Raw genomic sequence first — 23676 nt, 5'->3', positions numbered from 1 at the left:
CTTTACTTCGGTTAACGGGTTATGTATTACTCTTTCTTCGGCAGTGAATCCGCGGGAACCGCAGGTTTTGCCGGAATTGAATCTGTTTTCACGGGAAGAGCCGAACTATCAGGTTTCATGGTAGAATCTGCCGGAACTACTGGTCTGGCTGCCGAATCCGGCATTACAGCAGGTACAGCTGGTCGCATTGTCGAATCAGGACGCATTGTTGAATCTCTTCTCATCGTCGAATCCGGAGTTACTCCCGGCTGCATCGGCATTCCCTGACGCACAGGTCTTGTGGTGCTATCTCCGGTTGGAGCCACGCCTTGCGGTCTTCCCGCTCCGTTTGGTCTTGCAGGTGTGATCGCCGGAGTAGATATTGCGGGTGCAGCTTGTCCACCGCCGCCACCGTCCATTCCGCCGCCGTCGCTTTTCTGATCATCGTTATTAATCGATTTTCTTCTGCGCGATTTTTGCTCTACGAAAGTCATTTTACCCAAACGATAAGAGAAATTCAACCTAAAACCTCTGTTAAACAGATAGTTGGTATTCGTTTGTGTAAATGTATTCGATTCAAGACTGGTGCGCATTTTGAAAGAAGGAGCCAGGAAGTTTTCCATTCCGAAACCTATACTTCCGCGTTTGTTCTTGAAATCCTTTTTAATTCCCAGATCATACATCCGGAAACCAGCCTGCGTTCCCTGCAACTGCACTTCGCGACCGCGGGCAAAACCGCCAGCCTGCAATCCCCAGCCATTTTTGATATTTAAACTGGTACGGAAACGACCGCTGATAACCACCCCGCTGTTATTGGATTGGAGCGAAGGATCCGGGCTATTGTTTGTCAGATTTGCATAATAGGCATCAAATCCACCACCGATCTGCCATTTTTTGAACAATGTGATATTTCCGAAGACATTCACACCGTAGTTTTTCTTCTCACCAATATTACCAAAGGTGGTAGAAATCACACCTGAAGTATCGGTAGTACGAATGCTCTCGATGGAATTATTGGTGAACCGGGCAAAACCCGAAACATTGACATATAGGGAATTTTTGAAGAAACTGGTCCCTACTTCCACCTGATCTGTCAGCTCAGGATCCAGATTTGGATTACCGAAACTGATGTTCTTTGGATTCGCAGAGTTTACGTTAGGGTTCAGAAATTGAATACCCGGACGCTGCAAACGGCGGTTATAGCCTAACTTAATGGTTTGCCCCTTGCCAAAAGTTTGGGATAAGTTAAGGCTTGGTACCAGGTTACTGTACGATGGCAGGGCCAGTTCTCCCTGCTCTCCCTGCGTCGCGTCGATGCTGGTATATTCGTAGCGCGTTCCCGCTTTGATCGTAAATCTGCTCTTGGTAGTATAGGTATATGATAAATATCCTGCGCCTACATTCTGATCATAGTTCAATGCACTTACCGGCCTCGCCGCGATCAGCCCGCCGTATTCGATATTACTTACTACCTGCCGGAAAATGCCTTTTCCACCAAATTCAAACATTTGATTATCCTTAATAGGAGTCTGGTAATCGATCTGGACCGTACTTTCCTGGTTGTGGCTGTTGTTATCGTTCAATTCCTGGCCCAGAAACTCACGTGTACTTGTTCCGCTCCATGAATATACGTCGGCCTCATAATCATTCGTGCGGTTGTTCCGGCTGAACTGTGTTGAAATGCTCAACTCCTGCTGTGGCTTCGAAAGCGTTTTGATATAATCTACATTGACATCCCAGGTACCGGACAAATCCTTCGAGTTAACATCCCGGAAACCGTTCCGGACCGGACCTGCACTGGGCGTGTCAAACGTAGATAATTGTTGTGAATTGCGCATATTCCGCATTCCGTAACGAACACTTGCGGACAGGGAAGTTTTAGAATCGATCTCATAATCCCACCCGAAATTGTAAGAACCGAAAGACATTTTATTATCAGACTCGCTGGTCTGGCGAATAGAGAAATTCTCTGTTTTACCTACTTGCAAATTCTCCGATTTACCCGGCATATTGTAGTTGAACCGGCCGAAACCGCCCAGACTAAAACCCATTTTGCCAGCGCGGTAGTTTCCTCTCAAACCTAAATTAGAACCCCGGTTTCCTATACCTGTATCCAGATTCAGCGTTCCGCCCTGGATCGTGCTTTTCTTGGTCACGATATTGATAATACCCGCAGAACCTTCCGCATCATATTTGGCGGAAGGTGAAGTGATCACCTCCACCGATTTGATCATATCCGCCGGAATCTGGCGCAATGCATCTGCTACACTGGTTGCGATAATAGTAGAAGGTTTGTTATTGATCAATACCCGAACATTGGAACTACCTCTTAATGAAATATTTCCGTCCAGATCAACCGTCAGCATCGGGACTTTCCGCATAATATCGGAAGCATCGCCGCCTTTGCTGGTAATATCCTTTTCAGCATTATAAACCAGCCTGTCCACCTTTTCTTCCACCAGCTGCGCCATTCCAACCACTTCCACTTCGTTCAGCTGCACCACATCCGGCGCCATGCTTATAGAACCCAGGTTAAGGTCCGATTTACGATCTATCTTGATATCGTTGATCGTTTTTGTTTTATAGCCAATAAATGAAATAAGGATCTTGAAATCGCCCGCAGCCACTTTCGACATATTGAACTCCCCTTTTTCGTTTGTAGTGGTACCATCGATCGGGTTGTTCGTTTTAATATCAACAAGAGATAATGCAGCGAATTCGACCGGTTTGTTACTAACCGAATCCACCAAGATACCTCTGATTTTTCCGCTTCCGCTGCGGGTATCCTCGGCAGTTCCCGGAATAACCGTCTGCCGCTGCCTGTCTCCGCCTCCGCGGAAATCTCCTCCGCCGCCGCCACCCGGCCGGCCTCCTCCGCCTCCGCCAAACTGCGCGTGGGCTCCAAATGTGATTCCGGTCAAAAGCGCCAGAATAGTAAATCGTATACTAAGTTTCATGGTTGGGGTTTGTATTAAATGCATTATCCGAGTCTCAAAATAAGTGCCTAATACCTGCGCAAAAAAAAGGAATAGATAGAAACAGGTAATGTACCGATCAAAGGCGCGTTTCAAACGATCAAGTTGCACGTACTCACCGATGAAAATCCGATTCTTATGATTAATAGATTCCACACCTCGATCAGTCGGTATTCACACTCCTTTGATCGATTGAAATAGTGTATTTGAAAATTTCCCTGTAAGATTGTGGTTGTATGTCAGGATCATTGACATACAAACTCACCGATGAAAATAGATACGCGCGCCGCAAGAAAATACCCGCCACTGCTCCTGCACCTTTTAGGATGGGGCTTCCTGGCTATGTTCCTGATGTGGCAGCCACTCAACTGGCAGATACAATTCCCGATCGCATTCTGGATCAAACAGGCTGTTCTTTTTACATTACTGGTAGTTATTTTTTACACAAACTACTATGTACTGTTTCCGCGATTTTTGGCCAGGAATAAATATGTTCAGTTCATTCTCCTGAATGTAGCACTGGTACTGGCGATCGCTTTTGCGATGGAACAGGTTAAGAACAATATTGATTTTGGCAGCCAGATGGAAAGTGCGTTCCGTTTGGCCAGAGAAGCGAATGGAGAAAAGAAACGGGCTGAAAAACTGGATAATTTTGCTATGATCACGGCATTAATGGTGATCGGGCTCAGTACCAGTATTGCAGCTGTGCGCAATGCGCAAATGGATAAACAGTACCGCCAGAATCTGGAAAAAGAAAAGATCAATTCCGAACTCTCGTTCCTGAAAGCGCAGATCAACCCGCACTTTTTCTTTAATACCCTGAATAACATTTATGCATTGACGGTAATCGACGTGGAAGCGGCCCGCGAGGCGCTGCATAAGTTGTCGAGAATGATGCGCTATGTACTTTATGAAACCCAGCACGGAACCGTTTTGCTGAGTCAGGAAATCGCCTTTGCGCAGGATTATATACAATTAATGCAGCTCCGGCTCACCGACAAAGTGACGGTACATTTGGACCCGCCTGTTCCTATGCACGACGTTTCGATTGCGCCAATGCTATTTTTACCTTTTATTGAAAATGCATTTAAACACGGAGTGAGCGCAGTGCAGCCGAGCCGGATCGATATCAAGATCAGCCAAAGCGGAAATAAGATTTTTGTGGAAGTGAAAAATACATTGTTTCCAGACAAAAGGGCGATTCTGGATGAAAGTAACGGGATCGGCCTGGCGAATACCCAGCGACGCCTCGATTTGCTATACCCCGGAAAATACCAGCTGGAAGTGAACGAGAATAAAGTTGAGAAAGAATTTGAAGTACATCTTGAATTGGAAACGGCATGAATGTATTGCAATGCATAGCCGTTGACGACGAACCGCTCGCACTTGGATTAGTTTGTGCTTTTATTGAAAAAACACCTTTTCTATCGCTTACCGGAAGGTATTCAAGCGCGGTAGAGGCATTACAAGTGATTCATACCCAGCAGATCGATGTCATTTTTCTTGACATTCAAATGCCCGATCTGACCGGAATTGAGCTGGCCCGCGTGATTGAAAAAGCAGGAGGCAGAGCTCCCAGGATCATATTTACAACCGCATTCAACCAATATGCCCTCGATGGCTTTCGGGTCGACGCACTTGACTATCTCCTAAAACCCTTTAATTATGAAGAGTTCCTCCGTGCTGCATCGAAAGCGCAGGCTTATGCCGAGCTTTTGCAAAAAGCGTCGTCGGCTGGCTCCGTGGAAACGAAGGATGAATACCTGTTTCTGAAAGTTGAATATCAGCTTGTCCGTATCGCCTACGATGATATTCTGTACACGGAGGGACTCAAAGATTATGTTAAAGTCCACCTGAAATCAGACCCGAAACCAATACTGTCGCTTACCAGCCTGAAAGCTTTGGAGGAAAAATTACCTTCCTCCAAGTTCATGCGCGTGCACCGTTCTTTCATTGTTAACCTCGACAAAATCAGCGCGGTAACGAAAAATACGATCCAGATCGGCACGATCACGATCCCGGTAAGCGACCAGTACAAAGAGAACTTCAACCAGTTTTTGAGTAAATGGATGTAGCTATTTAAGCTCTTCCTTCAAAAAATGACCTGTAAAGCTGCCTTTCACCTTGGCGACTTTTTCGGGAGTACCTTCGGCAATAATACGTCCACCCTTCGCACCACCTTCCGGCCCCACATCTATCACATGGTCGGCGACTTTGATCACGTCGAGGTTATGTTCAATAATCAATACGGTATTCCCCTTTTCGACAAGCTTGTTCAAAACGTTCAGCAAATGCCGGATATCCTGAAAATGCAGCCCGGTTGTAGGTTCGTCGAGGATATAAAGCGTTTTGCCAGTATCGCGTTTCGACAATTCCTCCGATAGTTTCACGCGCTGTGCCTCGCCGCCTGACAATGTAGTAGCATGCTGGCCAAGGGTAATATATCCCAAACCTACATCATTCAGTGTCTGCACTTTGCGAAGTAATCTTGGCAAATGTTCGAAGAAATCCAATGCAGTTTCAACCGTCATATCGAGGATATCTGCAATCGACTTGCCTTTAAATCGTACTTCCAGCGTCTCGCGGTTAAAGCGTTTTCCTTTGCAGGTTTCGCAATTGATATGTACGTCGGGCAGGAAGTCCATTTCAATTTTCTTCATTCCCGCACCCTCACAATCCTCACAGCGGCCGCCTTTTACATTAAATGAAAACCGGCCCGGCTTATAACCGCGGATCTTAGACTCCGGCAGCTCAGCGAAAAGTGAGCGGATATCTGTGAAAAGATTCGTGTAAGTAGCCGGATTTGAGCGCGGAGTCCGACCGATCGGCGACTGATCTACTTCAATTACTTTATCAATATGTTCCAGACCTTCCACCGATTTGTAAGGCAGCGGCTCTCTTCTGGACTTATAAAAATGCGCATTCAACAGCGGGAAAAGCGTTTCGTGAACGAGTGAGGATTTTCCACTCCCACTCACGCCGGTCACACATATCATCGTCCCCAGCGGAAACGTCATATTCACATTTTTCAGGTTGTGTCCCGTGCAGCCTTTCAAAGAAATCGATTGCCCGGATCCTTTCCTGCGCTTTTTGGGAACGTCAATTGCCTCGCGGCCACTGAGGTATTCGGCTGTAAGCGAGCCATTTTTGAGAAATACCTCCGGCGTGCCGGCACCCACTACATTTCCTCCATGGCGACCAGCTCCCGGACCAATATCGAGAATGTAGTCCGACGCAAGCATCATATCCTTATCGTGTTCCACTACCAGAACTGTATTCCCCAGATCCCGCAGACTTTTCAAGGAATTGATCAGCCGAACGTTATCGCGCTGATGCAAGCCAATGCTCGGTTCGTCCATAATATAAAGAACGCCCGTCAGCTGCGTACCGATTTGCGTGGCCAACCTGATCCGTTGCGCCTCTCCGCCCGACAATGTCCGCAATGCGCGGTTCAAGGTCAGGTAATCCAAACCTACATCGAGCAGAAACCCGACGCGTTTTCTGATCTCTTTCAAAACCTCGTGACCGATCACTTTCTGTCTTTCTTCCAGACGATCTTCGAGGTTTACCAGCCAGTCGGCCAGCTCGCGTACGTCGCTGTTTGATAGTTCTGAAATGTCTTTCCCGTCAATCCTGAAATGCAGCGACTCTTTTTTCAGCCTTTTTCCATCACATTCGGGGCACGTGCGGATCGACATAAAGTCTTTGAGCCAATCCTGAATTTTATCATTTCCACTTTCCTGCTGCCTTTTCAGGAAGTTGATAATCCCGTCGAATTTCGTTTCCCATTCTGTACCCGGATACTTTTTGGAAGGTACCGGCACAGCATCTTCGCTTCCGTAAAGTACCAGCCTGACCGCCTCTTCGGAAAACTTGTTGAGCGGGGTTTGTAAAGTGATCTTATATGGTTTGAGTAGTACTTCAAGCTGTTTGAAAATCCACGCCTCCCGGTATTCGCCCATCGGCGCGATCCCGCCTTTGGCAATGCTCAAAGTTTTATCCGGCATAATGGATTCTTCCGTGATCTCCTCGATCAGTCCCAGCCCCTGGCAGGTCGGGCACCAGCCGTACGGGGAGTTGAATGAGAATGCATTGGGCGCCGGATCGTCATAACTTATCCCGGATTCCGGGTCCATCAAATTTTGAGAAAAATAATAGGTTTGCCCTTTTTCATCCAAAACCATCAACGCGCCTTTCCCCTGCTTGATCGCCGTCGCTACTGACTGACTTAGCCGGTATCTCGACTGGCTATCTTCCGCTTCACTTTTAGGAATGATCCGATCGATCACGATTTCAATATCGTGCACCTTGTACCGGTCGAGCTGCATTTTGGGTGTAATATCCATTACTTCGCCGTCCACGCGCACCTTCGTATAGCCCAGACGGGTAATTTGGACAAACAGCTCGCGGTAATGTCCTTTACGACCTTTTACGACGGGCGCGAGCAGCACCGTTTTTTTGTTAACAAACTGAGTTAAGAGCTGGTTAATGATCTGATCCTGAGATTGCTTAACCATTCTTCGCCCCGTCACATACGAATATGCGTCACCGGCGCGCGCATAAAGCAAACGCAAAAAATCATAGATTTCCGTCACAGTACCTACGGTAGAGCGCGGGTTCCTTGATGTGGTTTTTTGTTCAATGCTGATAACAGGCGAAAGTCCGCTGATCTTATCCACATCGGGCCGCTCCATTTCACCTATAAAACCGCGCGCGTAAGAAGAAAAACTCTCCATATAGCGACGCTGGCCCTCTGCGTAAATCGTGTCAAAAGCCAGGGAGGACTTGCCACTGCCACTTATTCCCGTCACCACCACAAGTTTGTTCCGCGGGATTTTGACGTCAATATTTTTAAGATTATGCTCGCGGGCGCCCTCTACTTCAATGAGATCCTGCCCTGCAAGTTCTGTCGCATTCAGATGTTCCAATATTTTAGTTGCTGGTGATGAATAATGTTGTGCGGTCGGCTTCTACAAACTAACCACAAAAATACGCCTTGAGTTGCAAAAATTTAACAAGAATGCCTTTCGCAAACTTGTTTTTAATTATATAAACATTTCGTGATTTTCTATTATTACGCAAACGTTGCCAATTTGGATATTAACCTGAATTACACATTTGTCACCATTCGTATATTACAATTAATTCACCATTAGATACAAAATATTCTCTTACAATATCCCGACGATTCGTATTTTTGATATTATATTGACCATTAGTAATACATAATTAACATTTTAACATCCCCGTTTTATGAGAAAAAATTTACGAGTCATTGTGACTTCCGTAACGCTTTTGCTGTGGGCTCTGCTGGGTAGCAGCGTGGTCTATGCGCAAGACAAACAAGTTACAGGGAAAGTCTCCTCTTCTGCCGATGGTGCCGGGATTCCGGGCGTGAATGTGCAGTTACAAGGTTCCAATGTAGGCACCGTCACTGATTCCGAAGGCAGGTACTCTATCGAAGTAAAATCACCTAATGCAGTGCTGGTCTTTTCGTCGATCGGCTACATTAAACAGGAATTCACAGTCGGTTCGAAATCCGTAATAGATGTGAGTTTGGGTGACGATATAAAAAGTCTTACCGAGGTGGTCGTAACCGGTTATGCATCCCAGCGCAAGCAGGATATTACGGGCGCGGTAACTGTTATTAGTCCAAAAGAATTGACGTCGGTACCGAGTGCCAGCGTAACGCAAATGCTGCAAGGTCGCGCTGCAGGGGTAACAGTTGGAAATGACAACTCTCCCGGTGGCGGAACAATGGTACGTATCCGCGGTTTCGGTTCGATCAACAACAACAGTCCGCTGTATGTAATTGACGGCGTACCGACACAGGGAACGCTCAACCAGATCAACCCGAACGATATCGAGTCGATGCAGGTATTGAAAGATGCATCTGCTGCTTCTATCTATGGGGCACGTGCGGCAAATGGTGTTGTGATTATTACTACCAAAAAAGGAAAACCAGGCGAGCCGAACATTACATTCGATTTTTACACAGGTACGCAGCGCCCCGGAAAAATGCTGGATCTGCTCAATACCAGGGAGTTGGGAGAATATCTTTACCAGGCTGATTTGGGTGCAGGCAAAAACCCAAGTGCTACTTCCCCTTCGGTACAATATAAATTTGGCCCAAATGGTGAGCAGACCGTCGCAGATTACATTTACCCGAATGTGTTTGGTACACTGCCTGAAAACTACACGTATACCAATGATATCGCAGACCCGAATCTTGGCAAAACAGCATTTAACTTTACGAAGGCAAATAAAGAAGGAACAGACTGGCAGGATGTGATCTTTGATCCGGCGCCTATCACCAACTATCAGATTGGCGCTTCAGGTGGCTCGAAATCAGCTAAATATGCGATCTCGGCTAACTATTTCAAGCAAAATGGTATTCTGAGATATACCAACTATAAAAGGTACTCGATCCGCGCCAATACCGAATTCACAAAAGGAAGGGTGACGGTGGGAGAAAACCTGACTTTCTCTTATGATGAAAGACAGGGTATTACCAACAACGACGAAGGTAACCCGATCATGTTCGCGATCCGCGTTCACCCGATCATCCCGGTTTTTGACGTAACAGACGGCCCTGTGGCACTTGGCGGCAACAATACCTCGGCGTATAATGGTTTTGCAGGAAGCCGCGGTAGTAACCTGGGCAATGCGCCCAACCCGCTTGCGCGGCTTTACCGTGAGAAAGACAATATCACGAAAGGCACGCACGTATTCGGAAATATGTATGCGCAGGTGGATATCCTTCCGGGACTTGTGGCACGTTCCAGTTTCGGTCTGGAGTACAATCAATCCAACCGTTCTGAATATTTCCACCGCGATATTGAGGCTGCTGAGTCGCGTAATGCCAACAGTATGAACGTGATCAATAACCTCGATCGCTCGTATACCTGGTTCAATACACTGAATTATGCCAAGATTTTCGGTTCTCACAATTTGAATGTATTGGTAGGAACGGAGGCTGTTAAAACTTATTCGGCAGGCTTCCAGGCCAGCAGAAGCGGTTTTGCATTCGACGATCTTGACTACCGTTACCTGGATGCAGGTTCGGCAGCAGGTTTGGCCAATGCCGGTGCAGGTGCGACGCTGAGTGCATTGTTCTCACAATTTGGTAAGGTCAACTACGGTTATAAGGACCTTTTCCTGGCAGACTTTACATTACGCCGCGACGGATCTTCGCGTTTCTCCGAAGCCTTTCGTTACGGTATCTTCCCTGCATTCTCGGTGGGGTTGCGTCTGACAGAACTGAATTTCATGAAACCAACCAAGAAGGTTCTGGATGATTTGAAAGTACGTTTTGGCTGGGGTAAAACCGGTAACCAGCTGATCCCTAACGTATACAATGCATATACGCTTTATGCGCCTGATCCTCAGAACAATGCGTACGATATTAACGGAACCGGAACATCGATCGTCGGCGGATTTGACCTGGTTCAGTTTGGTAATGCAAATGGTAAGTGGGAAACCAATACTTCTACCAACCTTGGTTTGGATGCGGTTTTGTTAAACAACAAAATGGAAGTCGTACTTGATTTGTACAATCGTATCACAAGCGATATGTTGACGCAGATCGCCATTCCAAGAACAGCCGGTACAGGTACTATTCCTTATACCAACATTGGGGAAGTGCGTAACAGAGGTTTTGATATTGGAGTAAATTTCCGGGATAAAAGAGGTGACTTCTATTATATGGTCGGCGTGAATTTTGGCCACTATAAAAACGAAGTGCTGAAACTGAACAACAACCCGAGCGCTACTATTTTCGGATTCGCAACCCGTCTTCCTGCGATGTCTGCGACAAAAGCCGGTTCTCCTATTGCGAGCTACTATGGTTACTTTGTTGATGGTGTAATCAAAGATCAGGCAGAAGCCGATGCGGCACCGAAATTCGGTTCGTATACACGCGAAGGTACCTTCAAATTCCGCGATGTGAATGGCGACGGGATTATTACCGCGGCAGACCGGACTATGATCGGTAGCCCCCACCCAGATTTTAATTATGGTGTAAATGTGAATGTGGGCTACAAAGCATTTGACCTTACTTTATTCGGACAGGGTGTGCAGGGCAACGAAATCTTTAATTATGTAAGATACTGGACAGATTTCAACGTATTCCAGGGAAACAGATCGAAGGATATGCTCTACAATTCCTGGAAAAAACCGGGGGACGATGCAAAATTGCCAAGGTTGAATTCCAGCGATGCGACCAGCCAGCAGGTTTCTTCTTACTTCCTGGAAGACGGTTCCTACTTCCGTATCAAGAATATCCAGCTGACTTACACCCTTCCTTCGGTATTGCTGAAAAAGGTGAAAATCGCTTCTGCACAAGTTTATGTACAGGGACAAAACCTTGTGACTTTCACCAAATACACGGGTCTTGATCCGGACATTAACTTGAGAAGATCAGGGAATGACAATCAGGATACGCACATGGGCGTAGATGAAGGCGCTTATCCGGTTTCAAAATCTTATCTGGTGGGCTTACGTTTCGGTTTTTAATCTTCTTTGACATTCACATAATTTCATATTTGAAAGATGAAAAAAATAACATTACTAGTCTTTTTAATCGGCCTGAGTTTCTCCTGCTCAGACAGCTTTTTTGATCTGAAACCCCAGGGACGCGCGTCCAGGGAGCAGTTGAGCAATAAAAACGGGGTGAACGCATTGCTGATCGGCGCTTATTCCTTGCTGGATGGTGTAGGCTCGGGTAATACCGGCCGGCAGTCAACGATCTCCAACTACGTATTCGGTGGGATTGCCAGCGACGACGCAGTGAAAGGTACCGATGCAGGCGACCAGCCTGAGCAATCTTTTATCGAACAATACAACTGGCTTGCGGACAACACTTATTTCCTTGGAAAATGGTGGCATCAATATGACGGCGTAGCCCGCTGCAACGAAGTGATCCAGGTAGCGACCAGCGATCTGGTGAAGGATATGACAGAAGCGGAAATTGCGCAGGTAGTTGCAGAAGCTCGTTTTTTGAGAGGATTTTACCACTTTGAAGCCAAAAAAATGTGGAATATGGTACCTTACATCGATGATAAAATCTATGTAGCGGCGGATCCTAATTCTACCAAAATCCCTAATACTGAGGATATATGGCCAAAAATTGAAGAAGATTTCAAGTTCGCTGCTGAAAATCTGCCTGCGGTACAAGCACAAAAAGGGAGAGCTACGCAATGGGCTGCCAAATCGCACCTTGCAAAGGTGCTGGTGTTCCAGAAAAAATGGGCAGAAGCTAAAACTTTGCTGATGGATGTGGTTCAGAACTCAGGTAAGAAACTGGTCGCCAACTACCACGATAATTACAGAACAACCGGAAACAACAACAGCGAATCGATTTTTGAAGTACAGTTTTCGGTGAACGACGGTACCAATGGAAACAACGGTAATGCCGGCGACAACCTGAACTGGCCGTATTCAGCGAATGCACCGGGCCGTGGCTGCTGTGGTTTTTACCAGCCTTCTCACAACCTTGTGAATGCTTTCAAAACAGAAAACGGCTTGCCGATGATTGGTGCAGCGGGAGACGGTTCACTTGACACTTACAACAAAGTAGACCTGCCAAATGACCAGGGCATTACCGCTTCAACTGCATTCACTTTGGACAAAACGATCCCTGTTGATCCCCGCCTTGACTGGACAGTAGGCCGCCGCGGCGTTAATTTCCTCGATTGGGGCCCGATGCCAGGTTCTTCCTGGGTTCGTGACCAGACTTATGCTGGTCCGTTTTTAGGTAAAAAATGGATGTACTACCTCGCAGAGGAGAACAGTACTACCCACTCTACCAGCAAAAGGAATGTGAATAATAACTTCCGCCTCATCAAACTGTCGCACGTATTGCTTTGGCTGGCTGAATGCGAAGTGGAACTTGGCAACCTCGCTGCGGCAGAAGGTTATGTAAATCAGATTCGCCTGCGCGCCAAAACTGGCTCGGTTCAGGATGCGAGCGTTACCTATAAAGTGGAGCCTTATCCAGCCGGAACATTTGCAAGTAAAGGCGCTGAATATGCCAGAAACGCAGTTCGTATGGAGCAGAGACTGGAATTTGCAATGGAAGGCCACCGTTTCTTCGACCTGGTACGCTGGGGTATTGCCGAGAAAGTGCTGAACAAATATGCGACCGAAGAAGCTGCTGCGGGCAAAGAACCGTCGGGACGCACTTTCAGTAAAAGAGGATATATGGCCGGAAAAACCTTCACAGCCAAAAATCTTTACTACCCGCTTCCCCAGGACGAAATCCTGAATAGCCAGCTGGATGGAAAAATGATCCTGACTCAGAATCCCGGATATTAATTACCGATACTTTTTAACCTGACTAAAATGCAAAGACCTGCTCCGGCGGGTCTTTTGCGTTTTATGCCATTATAGATATCTTTAACATAAGATCTTAGAAACAATGGTTATCAAAAACGAAACGGAATACGAAAGAGCGTCGGAAAGAGCCGATGAGATTTTTGGCGCAAAAAAGGGGACGCCCGAGGAAAAGGAGTTGCAGGATCTACTGAAAGCGCTGAAAGCTTATGAAGACGATTTTGTTAAAATGCTGAAAGACAACGAATAGTTATTGCAACGTTAATTTCAGCCCGTCAATCTTTTGGGAGCGGGTGACAAATACTTCCGTTGCCGAAACGCGGACTTCTACGGTCATGCCGCATTCCATTTCAAACTGCTGATCCAATACAGTCAGCTCCATTTCCTTGACGATCCGCATTACATCGTTCATTTGCGGGTATTGAAATGCCATTTTATATCTATTGATGAAATGCCGGGTTACGATCTCCGCTGAGGCCAGCGCATCTTCCGTGGCCGCTTTATAAGCATTGATCAATCCCGGAACCCCGAGTAATGTCCCGCCAAAATATCTGACAACAACTACAATTACATTGGTAATATCCCTGGAATACAGGGTATTCAGAATCGGTCTGCCGGCAGTACCCGAAGGCTCACCGTCGTCGCTCATCCGGTAGCTCATTTTATCAGTTCCAAGCCGATACGCATAACAATGGTGAACTGCTTTGGGATGTAGTTCCTTTAATGCAGCGAGATGCTCTTTCGCGTCTGCCTCCACCGAAATTGGAAATAGGTAGGACAGGAATTTGCTTCCCTTGTCTTTGAAGAAACCTTCTGCGGGAGCGGCTATTGTTTGAAAAGTATCGTCAAATAGCACGGGCGCCTCTTTTATTTTTATAAATAACTAAAATGTAAATCAACGCCAGGATCGCAAATCCCCCCATACTGAAAAAAACGAGCGGAAGGTTCTGGATCTTGTTGGCAAATAAGGCAGCGGAAAGAAATGCGCCGATACCAATACCTGCTTCGAGGCAAATGTACATCGTGGCCAAAGCTCTCCCGCGATTGGTATCCCTACTCAGATCGACCGTCCATGCTGACAGAACCGGCGATAAAATTCCCATTGAAATCCCAAAAACAGCGCCTCCCGCCAAAAACAAGGTGATCGTATCGGCATACCCTGTGATGATCATCGATATGATCAGGATAATACACCCTGCCAGGGTCACGGGAATACGCCCGTGCTGGTCGGAAACTTTCCCCGCCACCAGCCGCACCAGTATCGACGAAACGGTGAAGATCATGAAGTAATACCCCTTATTCTGCAATCCCAAATGGTCGCTAAAATCCGGCGTGATGGTCGCAACGGCGCCGAATGAGAAGTAACATAAGAAGGTAATCAAAGCAGGGCTGAATACATCTGGCTCGAAAATATCCCGCCAGCCAATTTTGAATGCATCAACAGACAGCGGACGTTTTTCTTTCAAGGTTTCTTTCATATTCATCAGAATAGCGATTGAAAGCAATGCAAAAATGGAAGATGTATAGAATAATCCGTTCAGAGAAAATGACTGACTGATCATACTTCCCACGGCCGGCCCGAATGCGGATCCGACGCCCATACACATTCCATGAATGCCCATCGCCTCGCCGCGTCTTTCGGCGGGGACAATATCCGCCACGTAGGCTGAGGTACCAGTTGGCTTAAAGCCTGTTGAAAATCCGTGGACTAGCCGGAGCAGCAGAAAAGGCATTACTGTGGTAAAAATCGGGTACATTAACCCGCAAACAAAACAGACCAGAGAGCCAAACGCCATCACCGGAACCCGGCCGACCCTGTCTGTCAACCGTCCGCTAAATGGTCTTGATAAACCTGCTGTAAGTGTAAATAAACCAATAATAGCGCCTTTGTAATCGGCGCCGCCCATTGCGGAAAGATACCCTGGTAGCTCGGGTATCAGCATATTGAAGCTGGAAGAAAAGAGGAATGAACTGAGACCTAGTAACCAGAATTGCGTCGTGAATATGCTGTGTGGAGCTGTACTTTGCATTTTGCAAAATTACAGGAATCAAGCATACAAAATAAAACGCTTGCTAAGATATCAAGCTTTGTGGGGCAAGTTTAAAATACTCAAGTCCACGTTTTCGAGCGCTTTTTTTGCTGCCTCTACCTTTCTGACAACAAAAGGAGAATCTCGACAGGACTTTATATCCGGATTGATTTTGATTTGGGACAAATCAACCAAAGCTCTTTTATTTGACTTCTTCATGATTTCTTCGTTTGATTAGAAATGATTCAAAATTAATACAATTATCAAAGATTCGAATTCGACCTTCTGCCATTCCATACACTTCAAACATATCTCCCCAGTTCGTCCGCTCTCTTTTCAATACAATTTGGTATAATCTGGTTCGAGATTGCGTACTGCCTTCGAAATACAAAACTCGTGAAGGAAACACAGATAAAAACACATAAATAATATGGATTACTGTTGACAACACTTTCTCCATGTCGCGATTATTGGTGATGACTTGATCATCGATATCATTGTACGTATTAACATCACCAAATGCAAGATTATAGAGTTCAGCTCCGATCGGGACAAATTCCACTCTTTTCCTTATTTTCCTGGATTCTGAGCAACTTACAAAATCGAAAGAAAGGTAATCAAGTGATGCTTCAAAGGGATAATAGTGGTGTTTCAATGGATCTTTATTCTAAAAATCGAAATTAAGAATTCCAAAACAGCTTCAAAAAACTAATATCCCAACTGCCTGTATGAGCTTTCTAACGGAAAAATGTTGGGCTTTCTTTCCGGGGAAATTCTTTTTCCCCAACTTTAAAACATGGTACGCATATTCTACAAAGAAGGACGTTTGATCAAACGTGAAAATGATGTTCGGGAACTTGGCAAGGTAAAAAACCTGGTTTGGGTGGATTTGCAATCGCCTTCGGCTGAGGAAGAAGAATGGGTGGAGAACAAATGCAATATCAGTTTTCAAACCCCGCAGGAGATCGTAGAAATTGAAAGCAGCTCGCGTTTTTTTGAACAGAATGAGACCATTAATGCGAACTCAAACTTTCTGAGGATAGACCGTGACGGTTACGAAACTTACCCGGTCTCTTTTTTATTAAATCACAATGTACTCTTCACGTATCGCCGGGGCGATTCCAAGACCTTTGCGGATGTGGTGAAGAAAATGAAAGTGAGCCCCGAAGGTATTCAGGGCGGAGTGGATTTTATGCTGCTGCTGCTCGAAACGCGCATTGAAGCAGATGCAGATTCTCTCGAAGGCATTTCAAGGGATATTTCAGCGATCAGTAAAGACCTTACCCACGAGCAAAAAGCCCGGCAGGAAGTGCTGATCCGCATAAGTGGCTTGCAGGAAATTACGATGATGCTCCGCGAAACAAGTATTGACAAACAGCGCGTTTTGTCTGGAATTTTGAGGAGTCAGTATTTCCCGGAAGATCGAAAAGAGCACTTACGGATCATATTAAAGGATATCAGCTCGCTACTGGAATACACCACGTTCAATTTCGAGCGGCTGGAATATTTACAGAATACATTTATGGGTTTGATCAACCTCGAACAAAGTCAGGTTATCAAGATCTTCACCGTCGTGACGATCATTTTCATGCCGCCAACGTTAATCGCAGGTATTTTCGGGATGAATTACGACCATATTCCAACTACAAGTCACACGTGGGGATTTGGACTATCGCTGTTTCTCATGGTCTTGTCTTCGCTGATCGTACTCTGGTTTTTTAGGCGAAAAAGGTGGATCTGATCCCTATTCACCGCTCGTATATTGCAAACCTGCCATTGAAATAGGTCAATTTATAAAAGGGGATCGACTTGGTACCTGCCTTGGGATAGTAGGATTCCGGCCTGAAAGCATAGTCCATCAATATAAAACCCACATTGTTTTTGCGGGCCCAGTTGGCCATGTGCTTCGTGCTCATATTTCTTTTCCCCGACTGCAACTCATAGTTTTCGTGCGTCAACAGCCTCGGATATGCTTCATATTCATCAAAAAAGAAGGTAAGCGGCACAAATCCGGTATCGTTATCATCAATGCGGTTACGCAACTTTTCGTAGGATACCGGCAGATATTCCATAGTCAAATTCGCATAAATGATCTGGCACATTCCAAATGCGCCGATGATAAAGTAAGTCGCGATCACGAGGCGGAAAGGCAGGTTGCGAAATGGCCGCAACTTGTAAAGTTCGTACACCAAAATGAGCATGAAAGGAATAAATATCAGCATGTACAGTCCAACATTCGCCTTCGTAATAGTCCAAAAAGACAAAAACATAGTCAACGCATAGACTTTGGGTTTCGTAGGAAGGTTTTTCAGCAACCCGCGCTGGCTCCAAAGCAGAAATACCAAAAGCAGCGATAGTGCAATCTGCTCCGGCGATTTGAAGAACAGGAACGGATAAGTCAATATTTGCGTGAGCTTCGCGGTGCCTTTCAATGCAGCGACAGTCTGCGGATCGCCCGAAAACTGCGCCAGCCAGAGACTAAAACCGTTTTGTATCGACCAGACATCGAGAAAATAAGTGAGCGAGGTGAGTCCGCCTGCGGCAGCAAACCAGGCAGCGGGCTTATATTGTTTCAGGTAAATAAGCGTGACAAAGCCGGCTATCAGATAGATAATTCCATTCATGTGCCCGAGAAAAGCGAGGCCCGCAAGAAACCCTGCACCTAAGGCTTGTGAGATGGTAATTCTGCTGCGAGTCAGGCATAAAAAAGATGCAAACCCCAATGCGGCTACCATCATTTCGGGCCGGTTTTCGAAACTCATTTTGATCAACAGCCTGTTGGAAAAAATGAGGATCAACAGTGCGAGTATATAAGGCGAAGCAAAGCTGCCTTCTCGTTTTCCAATATAATAAACCAGCTCACAAATGAGAACTATAAAGAAAATCAGCCCTACGAATTGTAAAACGGGTAATTCGTAGCCGAATAAACGGATCATCAAAGCTCCGAATATGAGAAAAAGCTTATGACAGACAAAGATCTGTTTCTCGCAACCAACCAGTCCCCTGAAAAATTCTGACCGGATAATACCTCCCTTTTCCAGCCAGAATGCCTGTTCGCCGAGCCACGCATCGTCGCCGGTAGGGTATCTGTAAAAATAGGTAGTTAGGGCCAGAACAACGAAAATGACCAGAACAACAGTCAGCTGCCTTTTGGGAACTTCCAACATTTATCTCAGTGTGGTGATAATTTCCTGATAAACATACAGATTTATTGGAGCAATTAGCGAGGAGTCGGAAGTTTTCAGAAACATGCTTTTAGCTGAGGCGATTCCGTTTCAGATAAACCTGTAATTCCGAAACTCAAACAGCCGGCGGCCGGTCTTTTTTTCGAACCAGTATAATAGCGCGTCTTTCAAGCGAAATTTCTTTTTTGAAGGATCCAGCTCAATTTTCCAGTTTTGCCGCGCGATCCTGTCCTGCATTACAACCGGGTGCGAACCATCAAACTTTTTGATAGAGTCAAATTCAGTATAATCGAAGAAATCCTCTGATTTCAGGAGTTTATTGTGCTTATCCCCTTCGTCCCAAAACCGGCTCACATTCTTCATTTTGGTCTTCATCTGAACCGGACTTTTTACCCACCCATAATGATATACGGCGGCTCCCGAATGCGTTACATTTAATTTCTCCCGCCCGCGACGAAAACCTTGTGCGTCGCGAAATGCTGCTATCGGAGTCGCTTGTGGCTGCTTCTCATTGCGGATAATGCGTATTTCGCGGCGGTACCATTTGCGGCTGTCGCCTACGTAATCGTAAGTTCCGTAGAAATGAACATAGTCAAAAACTAACCCTTCCACTTCGGGATTATCGACATACTTTTTGCAGTTTTCGAGAATTGCCGGGTGGTACTTTTCATGCACTACCTCGTCACCCTGAATGTAAAATGCCCAATCACTATCAGGTGAAATTTGTTTCAAAGCTTTGTCCGTTTCCACCGCCAGCACTTTTCCTCCCTCACGCAGCGACATATCCCATTCTGACTCGACAATCCGGATTTTATCAGATGGAATGGACTTGATCAGATCCAGCGTACTGTCTTCGCTAACTCCCACACTCACAAGCATTTCGTCCACTACCGGAAGAATGGAAGTAATTGCTTCGACGATGGGGTAATCATTAATAACCGCATTTCTGATGATGGTAAATCCGGAAATCTTCAACAGTATATAGGTTTAAATGGATTAACGAGCCGCAGTTTTCTGACCGTCGATTAACATATTGGGAGCAACAAAGTTAAGGCATTACTAACAAGAACTTCTCTAAATAACTCTTCCGGTTTGATCCTTTTATCCTTGAGTTTTCGGGCCAAAGCGTGTAGATTTGTTATTCCCGGCTGTTGCTATCCCTGGCCAGCGAAACACGACGGGCTGTTCAAAATTTATCCCCGTATTTACTCAAACTAATTATGTCACAAGAACTTGCGCGTCCCGAGCCCCTGTTGATAGAAGATCCATTGCGGTTTGTTTTGTTTCCTATCAAACATTCCGATATCTGGGAAATGTACAAAAGACATGAGGCTTCGTTCTGGACTGCCGAGGAGATTGATCTTTCGCAGGACATGAAGGATTGGGAGAACCTTTCTGACGGAGAGCGCCATTTTATATCGCACGTACTTGCATTTTTCGCTGCTTCTGATGGTATTGTCAATGAAAATCTTGCAGTAAACTTTCTGAGCGAAGTACAATATGCAGAAGCCAAATGCTTCTACGGTTTTCAGATCGCAATGGAGAACATTCACTCTGAAACCTACTCGCTGCTAATCGACACTTATATCAAGGATCCTTTTGAAAAAGACCATTTGCTTCGCGCTATTGATACAGTTCCGTGTGTTGGTAAAAAAGCGGATTGGGCTTTGAAATGGATTAACAGTCCGGTATTTGCTGAAAGGATCATCGCATTCGCAGCAGTGGAAGGAATCTTCTTCTCCGGCTCATTCTGCTCGATTTTCTGGTTGAAAAAACGTGGCTTAATGCCAGGATTGTCATTCTCAAACGAGCTGATCTCCCGCGATGAAGGTTTGCACTGCGAATTCGCTTGCCTGCTTTATACTCAGCATATTGTCAACCAGCTGCCGGAAGAACGAGTGGTAGAAATCATGCTTGACGCGGTGGAAATTGAAAAAGAATTCATCACAGAAGCATTACCAGTTTCCCTGATCGGAATGAATGCAGAATTGATGAAACAATACATCGAGTACATCGCCGATTTCTGGCTCGAAAGATTAGGCTGTTCAAAACAATTCGGCTCTGCTAATCCATTCGATTTCATGGAGTTGATCTCACTTCCAGGCAAAACCAATTTCTTCGAAAAACGCGTGGGAGAATACCAGAAAGCCGGTGTAATGAGCGGCGTAAAAGACAAAGATTCAGGTCACAAAATTTCGTTTGACTCTGATTTTTAACTGCCGTTGTCATCCTGAGCGCAGCCGAAGGACAACCCTCCCAACTCCTTCCAAACCAATTCACTTTCATACCCTTTGGCCAGAGCATATCTGGCCAATTTTTGTTTTATAACCAGCGGGTTCGTCTCTGTTCTTTCCAATAAAGCCCTTTTCTTTTCAAGAAGCTGTTTCAAAGTGGCAATGTAACTTTCGTCCTTAATCTCCGCCATTCCCTGATCCAGACTATATTTACTGATCCCACGGCGCTGCAATTCTTGCTTGATCTTGATCCGCCCCCAGTTTTTCACCCTGAACTTCCCGCCAGCGAAAGTTTTTGCAAAACGCTCTTCGCTGAGGTAATTCATCGAAATTAGCTCTGCAATTATCTCGTCGGCTTCTTCGCCCCACACATTCCATTTCCGGAGCCGCTGCTTCACTTCGTCCTGCGTGCGTTCCTGGTAGGCGCAATACGAAGCGGCTTTTTGAAGAATGAGGCGGTCCATTTTTAATATTAATTATTGTTAATGCGATGCAAGAATAAAGAAAATATCGGCGATCAATAACTATTTTTGAAACAAATACCACCCCGACCTACTCACTAAACCCGGTTACCAATGAATTTCGAAAGACGGTCATTTTTGAAACTTGTCCCTGCCATTTCCACGCTTCCATTCCTTTCTTATAGTGTTAACGCAGGCCCGAAAGCGAGAATTGCATTACGCTTCATCGTCGCTTCTGATGGGCATTACGGTCAGCCAAATACCGAATTCCAGAAATTTCACAGTGACCTGATCAGCTGGGTAAACCGTGAAAAAATGCAGAAAGGGGTAGATTTCCTCTTCATCAACGGCGACCTGATCCACGATGAGCCGACACTTTTATACGATTTCAAAAAAACAATCTCCGGTCTCAGTGTACCGTTTTACGTAAGTCGCGGAAACCATGACAAAGTCGGTCTCGATGTTTGGGAAAGCACCTGGGGCTACCCGACCAACCACAGTTTTGCCAAAGGCGAATACGCATTTGTAGTAGGCGATACTTCCAACGAAAAGGGTGAATACGTTTGTCCGGACGTAAACTGGCTCCGCACCGAAATCGCCAAATACAAGGAAAAGAAAGGCATTTTTGTATTCCTACATATCACCCCAGTCAAATGGACCGTGAACGGAATTGAATGCAAAGAAGTAATCGAGCTATTCGAAAACACACCAAACGTAAAAGCCATTTTCAACGGCCACGACCACGACCAGGACAGCACGAAACAATACGGCAAAAAACCCTACTTCTTCGACGCCCACTTCGGCGGCAACTGGGGCACTTCCTACAAAGGTTATCGGGTTGTAGAAATTTACGAAGATCACACCTGGCAATCGTACCAGTACAATCCTACGGCTGCGCCGGTTTTGAATGCGTTTTCGGGGAAGGAGTGACTAGTGATCGACCCAATTTTGGAGTTTGATACCCGTCATATTCACAAAGTGCCGGGTATTCCTGGTTACAAGGATCAAATCGTAGATTATTGCAGTACTGCCGATCAACAAATCAAAATCGTCCACCGACTTCCCGATCCTTCGAAGTGAGCTTTTCTGACGCGCATATTCACTTAATACGTCGCTGATACGCAGAACTCTTCCTTTGAATATCCGGCGAAAACTTTCGAATTGATGTTGGTTCATTTGACGGCGATGGTCCGCACTATTTTCGACACCAAACAATAACTCAGCAATATTTACTTCTGAGAGAAAACACGAATCAATACCTACTTCGCCTATTTTCTGCTTAATCCCGAAATCGCTTTTCAGCGCATGTACACAAATATTGGTATCGAGCAGAAACCGATCAGAATTCGACATTCCGTGAGCTGGATTGTCTTGCGCCATAAATCATTGCGTTAAGTTCATCGCCTGTCTCGTCTCCCTCCCAATGTAGCTGATTGAGCAACTGCATTTGCTCCTCTTTACTCAGGTGACTTTTATGCGATTCTTCAAAAAGAACACCCAAGCTTTGCGCCAAACCCTTTATTTGCTCAAATTCTTTCTCGTCTTGTGTTTTTATCGTGATTGTGTGTATCATAAAATATCATTAGGTGAACAAATAGCTAAACAACTGATTGACACAAGAAATTCGGTTGACCAAAATTCTTAACGCCTATCAAGATAGCGATTTGATTACTCAGTTCCACCGAGAATGAGCCAACGACTCAATCCATCTTTTGTGCGGCAAAAAGATTGTCAACGATTATTGAATCACCATTTTACCGCCGTCTCTCCCAACTTTGTAATTAACGTTACCACCCGAAGCTGGTTTGCAATATGTACCCGCATTTCAGGAGTGACGTTTTCTATTTCTTCCGTAAACAACAAAGTTTCTACTAACGTGTTAAGGGAATCTACAATTTCGGCGCTCCCATCTCTTTTGAAAAACTCCTTTACGGCTTCATGCTGCTTTAACAACATTTGAGTTTCTGCATCTGAAAGAGAATTCTGACTATTTTTAGCATTTGTGTTGATAATCATTTTATAGTGGTTATAGTTTGAAAAATGGATTTGTAGGAAATTCCGATAAATTCCTAGCAAAAAAATTTAGTCTGGAAAAAATAACACTTCGGTCTTTACTTCAACCCTGCCAAATTCTTCGAGAATGCTTTTCATTCTTTTTTCAGAAATGCCTTGATTGTAAGTAAAATCCCTCCAAGCCGTCGTCAACTTTCCCTTTTTCACCTCAGGCGGTAGCTTTGGATATATCTCTGTCAACCACCATTTGAAAGCTTCGGTAACAGATGAAAATTTCTTCATTGCAATTTACTCATTTGTAGGAAAATCCGATAAATCTCCACCGAATTATTTTCAAATCTAGAAAATCTGTATGAAATCCGTACAAAAAACAGGAGGCTCCTGCCGGAGCCCTGCATTAAATTGCATTCTAACTTCTATAAACAGGATGTTCCTCTGGAACACTTTCAAACGAGAATCTAGATCTT

21 protein-coding genes are annotated in these 23676 nt (G+C 45.4%); 8 read left to right on the top strand and 13 right to left on the bottom strand.

The annotated features are described in order from the left end of the window. Positions 1 to 26: 26 nt before the first annotated feature. Entirely contained in the window at positions 27 to 2936 is a 2910-nt protein-coding gene (locus LZG94_RS25940; protein ID WP_233794564.1) for an outer membrane beta-barrel family protein, read from the bottom strand. Positions 2937 to 3221: 285 nt separating this feature from the next. Between LZG94_RS25940 and LZG94_RS25935 the strand changes: the two genes are divergently transcribed. Beyond that, a complete protein-coding gene (locus LZG94_RS25935) occupies positions 3222 to 4298 on the top strand; it encodes a sensor histidine kinase (protein WP_215236044.1) in 1077 nt (358 codons plus the stop codon). After that, positions 4295 to 5029 (top strand): LytTR family DNA-binding domain-containing protein, encoded by a 735-nt coding sequence (locus LZG94_RS25930; protein WP_215236043.1) that lies wholly within the window; start codon positions 4295 to 4297, stop codon positions 5027 to 5029. The genes LZG94_RS25935 and LZG94_RS25930 overlap by 4 nt, the downstream gene beginning before the upstream one ends. Here LZG94_RS25930 and uvrA read toward each other — a convergent pair whose 3' ends face one another. After that, the gene (gene uvrA, locus LZG94_RS25925; RefSeq protein WP_233794563.1) at positions 5030 to 7882 is read right to left on the bottom strand and encodes an excinuclease ABC subunit UvrA; all 2853 of its coding nucleotides are present in this window, start codon (positions 7880 to 7882) and stop codon (positions 5030 to 5032) included. A 325-nt stretch (positions 7883 to 8207) separates the two neighbouring features. Between uvrA and LZG94_RS25920 the strand changes: the two genes are divergently transcribed. The 3 genes from LZG94_RS25920 (at position 8208) to LZG94_RS25910 (ending at position 13536) form a co-directional block, all read left to right on the top strand. Next, entirely contained in the window at positions 8208 to 11468 is a 3261-nt protein-coding gene (locus tag LZG94_RS25920) for a TonB-dependent receptor (protein WP_233794562.1), read from the top strand. Positions 11469 to 11504: 36 nt separating this feature from the next. Then, on the top strand, positions 11505 to 13268 hold the full coding sequence (locus tag LZG94_RS25915; RefSeq protein WP_233794561.1) for a RagB/SusD family nutrient uptake outer membrane protein: 1764 nt from the start codon (positions 11505 to 11507) through the stop codon (positions 13266 to 13268). Positions 13269 to 13371: 103 nt separating this feature from the next. After that, the gene (locus tag LZG94_RS25910) at positions 13372 to 13536 is read left to right on the top strand and encodes a hypothetical protein (protein WP_233794560.1); all 165 of its coding nucleotides are present in this window, start codon (positions 13372 to 13374) and stop codon (positions 13534 to 13536) included. On the opposite strand, the gene LZG94_RS25905 is transcribed toward LZG94_RS25910, so the two are convergent. From LZG94_RS25905 to LZG94_RS26640, 4 genes are read right to left on the bottom strand one after another with little or no spacing between them, the layout of a single operon-like run. Next, positions 13537 to 14142 carry a YigZ family protein gene (locus LZG94_RS25905; protein ID WP_233794559.1) on the bottom strand — a complete coding sequence of 202 codons (606 nt, stop codon included), beginning with the start codon at positions 14140 to 14142 and terminating at the stop codon, positions 13537 to 13539. Beyond that, positions 14132 to 15316, bottom strand: coding sequence for an MFS transporter (locus LZG94_RS25900; protein WP_233794558.1), 1185 nt, complete (start codon positions 15314 to 15316; stop codon positions 14132 to 14134). Before LZG94_RS25900 ends, LZG94_RS25905 begins: the two co-directional genes overlap by 11 nt. A gap of 51 nt (positions 15317 to 15367) precedes the next feature. Continuing rightward, the gene (locus tag LZG94_RS25895) at positions 15368 to 15535 is read right to left on the bottom strand and encodes a hypothetical protein (protein ID WP_233794557.1); all 168 of its coding nucleotides are present in this window, start codon (positions 15533 to 15535) and stop codon (positions 15368 to 15370) included. Continuing rightward, complete coding sequence (locus tag LZG94_RS26640; RefSeq protein ID WP_409013372.1) at positions 15519 to 15971, bottom strand: DUF6934 family protein; 453 nt, start codon at positions 15969 to 15971, stop codon at positions 15519 to 15521. Before LZG94_RS26640 ends, LZG94_RS25895 begins: the two co-directional genes overlap by 17 nt. A 141-nt stretch (positions 15972 to 16112) precedes the next feature. Between LZG94_RS26640 and corA the strand changes: the two genes are divergently transcribed. After that, the gene (corA, locus tag LZG94_RS25890; protein ID WP_233794556.1) at positions 16113 to 17057 is read left to right on the top strand and encodes a magnesium/cobalt transporter CorA; all 945 of its coding nucleotides are present in this window, start codon (positions 16113 to 16115) and stop codon (positions 17055 to 17057) included. Between the two features lie 7 nt (positions 17058 to 17064). Here corA and LZG94_RS25885 read toward each other — a convergent pair whose 3' ends face one another. Together LZG94_RS25885 and LZG94_RS25880 are read right to left on the bottom strand one after the other, a co-directional pair. Then, positions 17065 to 18483 (bottom strand): hypothetical protein, encoded by a 1419-nt coding sequence (locus LZG94_RS25885; RefSeq protein ID WP_233794555.1) that lies wholly within the window; start codon positions 18481 to 18483, stop codon positions 17065 to 17067. Between the two features lie 108 nt (positions 18484 to 18591). After that, on the bottom strand, positions 18592 to 19476 hold the full coding sequence (locus LZG94_RS25880; RefSeq protein WP_233794554.1) for a glycosyltransferase family 2 protein: 885 nt from the start codon (positions 19474 to 19476) through the stop codon (positions 18592 to 18594). A gap of 245 nt (positions 19477 to 19721) precedes the next feature. Between LZG94_RS25880 and LZG94_RS25875 the strand changes: the two genes are divergently transcribed. Further along, entirely contained in the window at positions 19722 to 20717 is a 996-nt protein-coding gene (locus LZG94_RS25875) for a ribonucleoside-diphosphate reductase small subunit (RefSeq protein ID WP_233794553.1), read from the top strand. Here LZG94_RS25875 and LZG94_RS25870 read toward each other — a convergent pair. Continuing rightward, on the bottom strand, positions 20714 to 21199 hold the full coding sequence (locus tag LZG94_RS25870; RefSeq protein WP_233794552.1) for a regulatory protein RecX: 486 nt from the start codon (positions 21197 to 21199) through the stop codon (positions 20714 to 20716). The two genes, LZG94_RS25875 and LZG94_RS25870, sit on opposite strands and share 4 nt — an antisense overlap. A 111-nt stretch (positions 21200 to 21310) precedes the next feature. Between LZG94_RS25870 and LZG94_RS25865 the strand changes: the two genes are divergently transcribed. Next, a complete protein-coding gene (locus LZG94_RS25865) occupies positions 21311 to 22126 on the top strand; it encodes a metallophosphoesterase (RefSeq protein WP_233794551.1) in 816 nt (271 codons plus the stop codon). Here LZG94_RS25865 and LZG94_RS25860 read toward each other — a convergent pair whose 3' ends face one another. The 4 genes from LZG94_RS25860 to LZG94_RS25845 all read right to left on the bottom strand — a co-directional run bounded on the left by LZG94_RS25860 (position 22127) and on the right by LZG94_RS25845 (position 23491). Further along, positions 22127 to 22549: a PIN domain-containing protein gene (locus LZG94_RS25860; protein ID WP_233794550.1), complete on the bottom strand. Its 423-nt coding sequence runs from the start codon at positions 22547 to 22549 to the stop codon at positions 22127 to 22129. Then, a complete protein-coding gene (locus tag LZG94_RS25855; RefSeq protein WP_233794549.1) occupies positions 22536 to 22769 on the bottom strand; it encodes a hypothetical protein in 234 nt (77 codons plus the stop codon). Before LZG94_RS25855 ends, LZG94_RS25860 begins: the two co-directional genes overlap by 14 nt. Before the next feature lie 173 nt (positions 22770 to 22942). Continuing rightward, entirely contained in the window at positions 22943 to 23212 is a 270-nt protein-coding gene (locus tag LZG94_RS25850; protein ID WP_233794548.1) for a hypothetical protein, read from the bottom strand. A gap of 66 nt (positions 23213 to 23278) precedes the next feature. Beyond that, positions 23279 to 23491 carry a hypothetical protein gene (locus LZG94_RS25845; protein ID WP_233794547.1) on the bottom strand — a complete coding sequence of 71 codons (213 nt, stop codon included), beginning with the start codon at positions 23489 to 23491 and terminating at the stop codon, positions 23279 to 23281. Positions 23492 to 23676 lie beyond the last annotated feature (185 nt).

It is taken from the genome of Dyadobacter sp. CY343, from assembly GCF_021390335.1.
Lineage (GTDB): Bacteria > Bacteroidota > Bacteroidia > Cytophagales > Spirosomataceae > Dyadobacter.
This window is presented reverse-complemented; position numbering and strand designations above follow the sequence as displayed.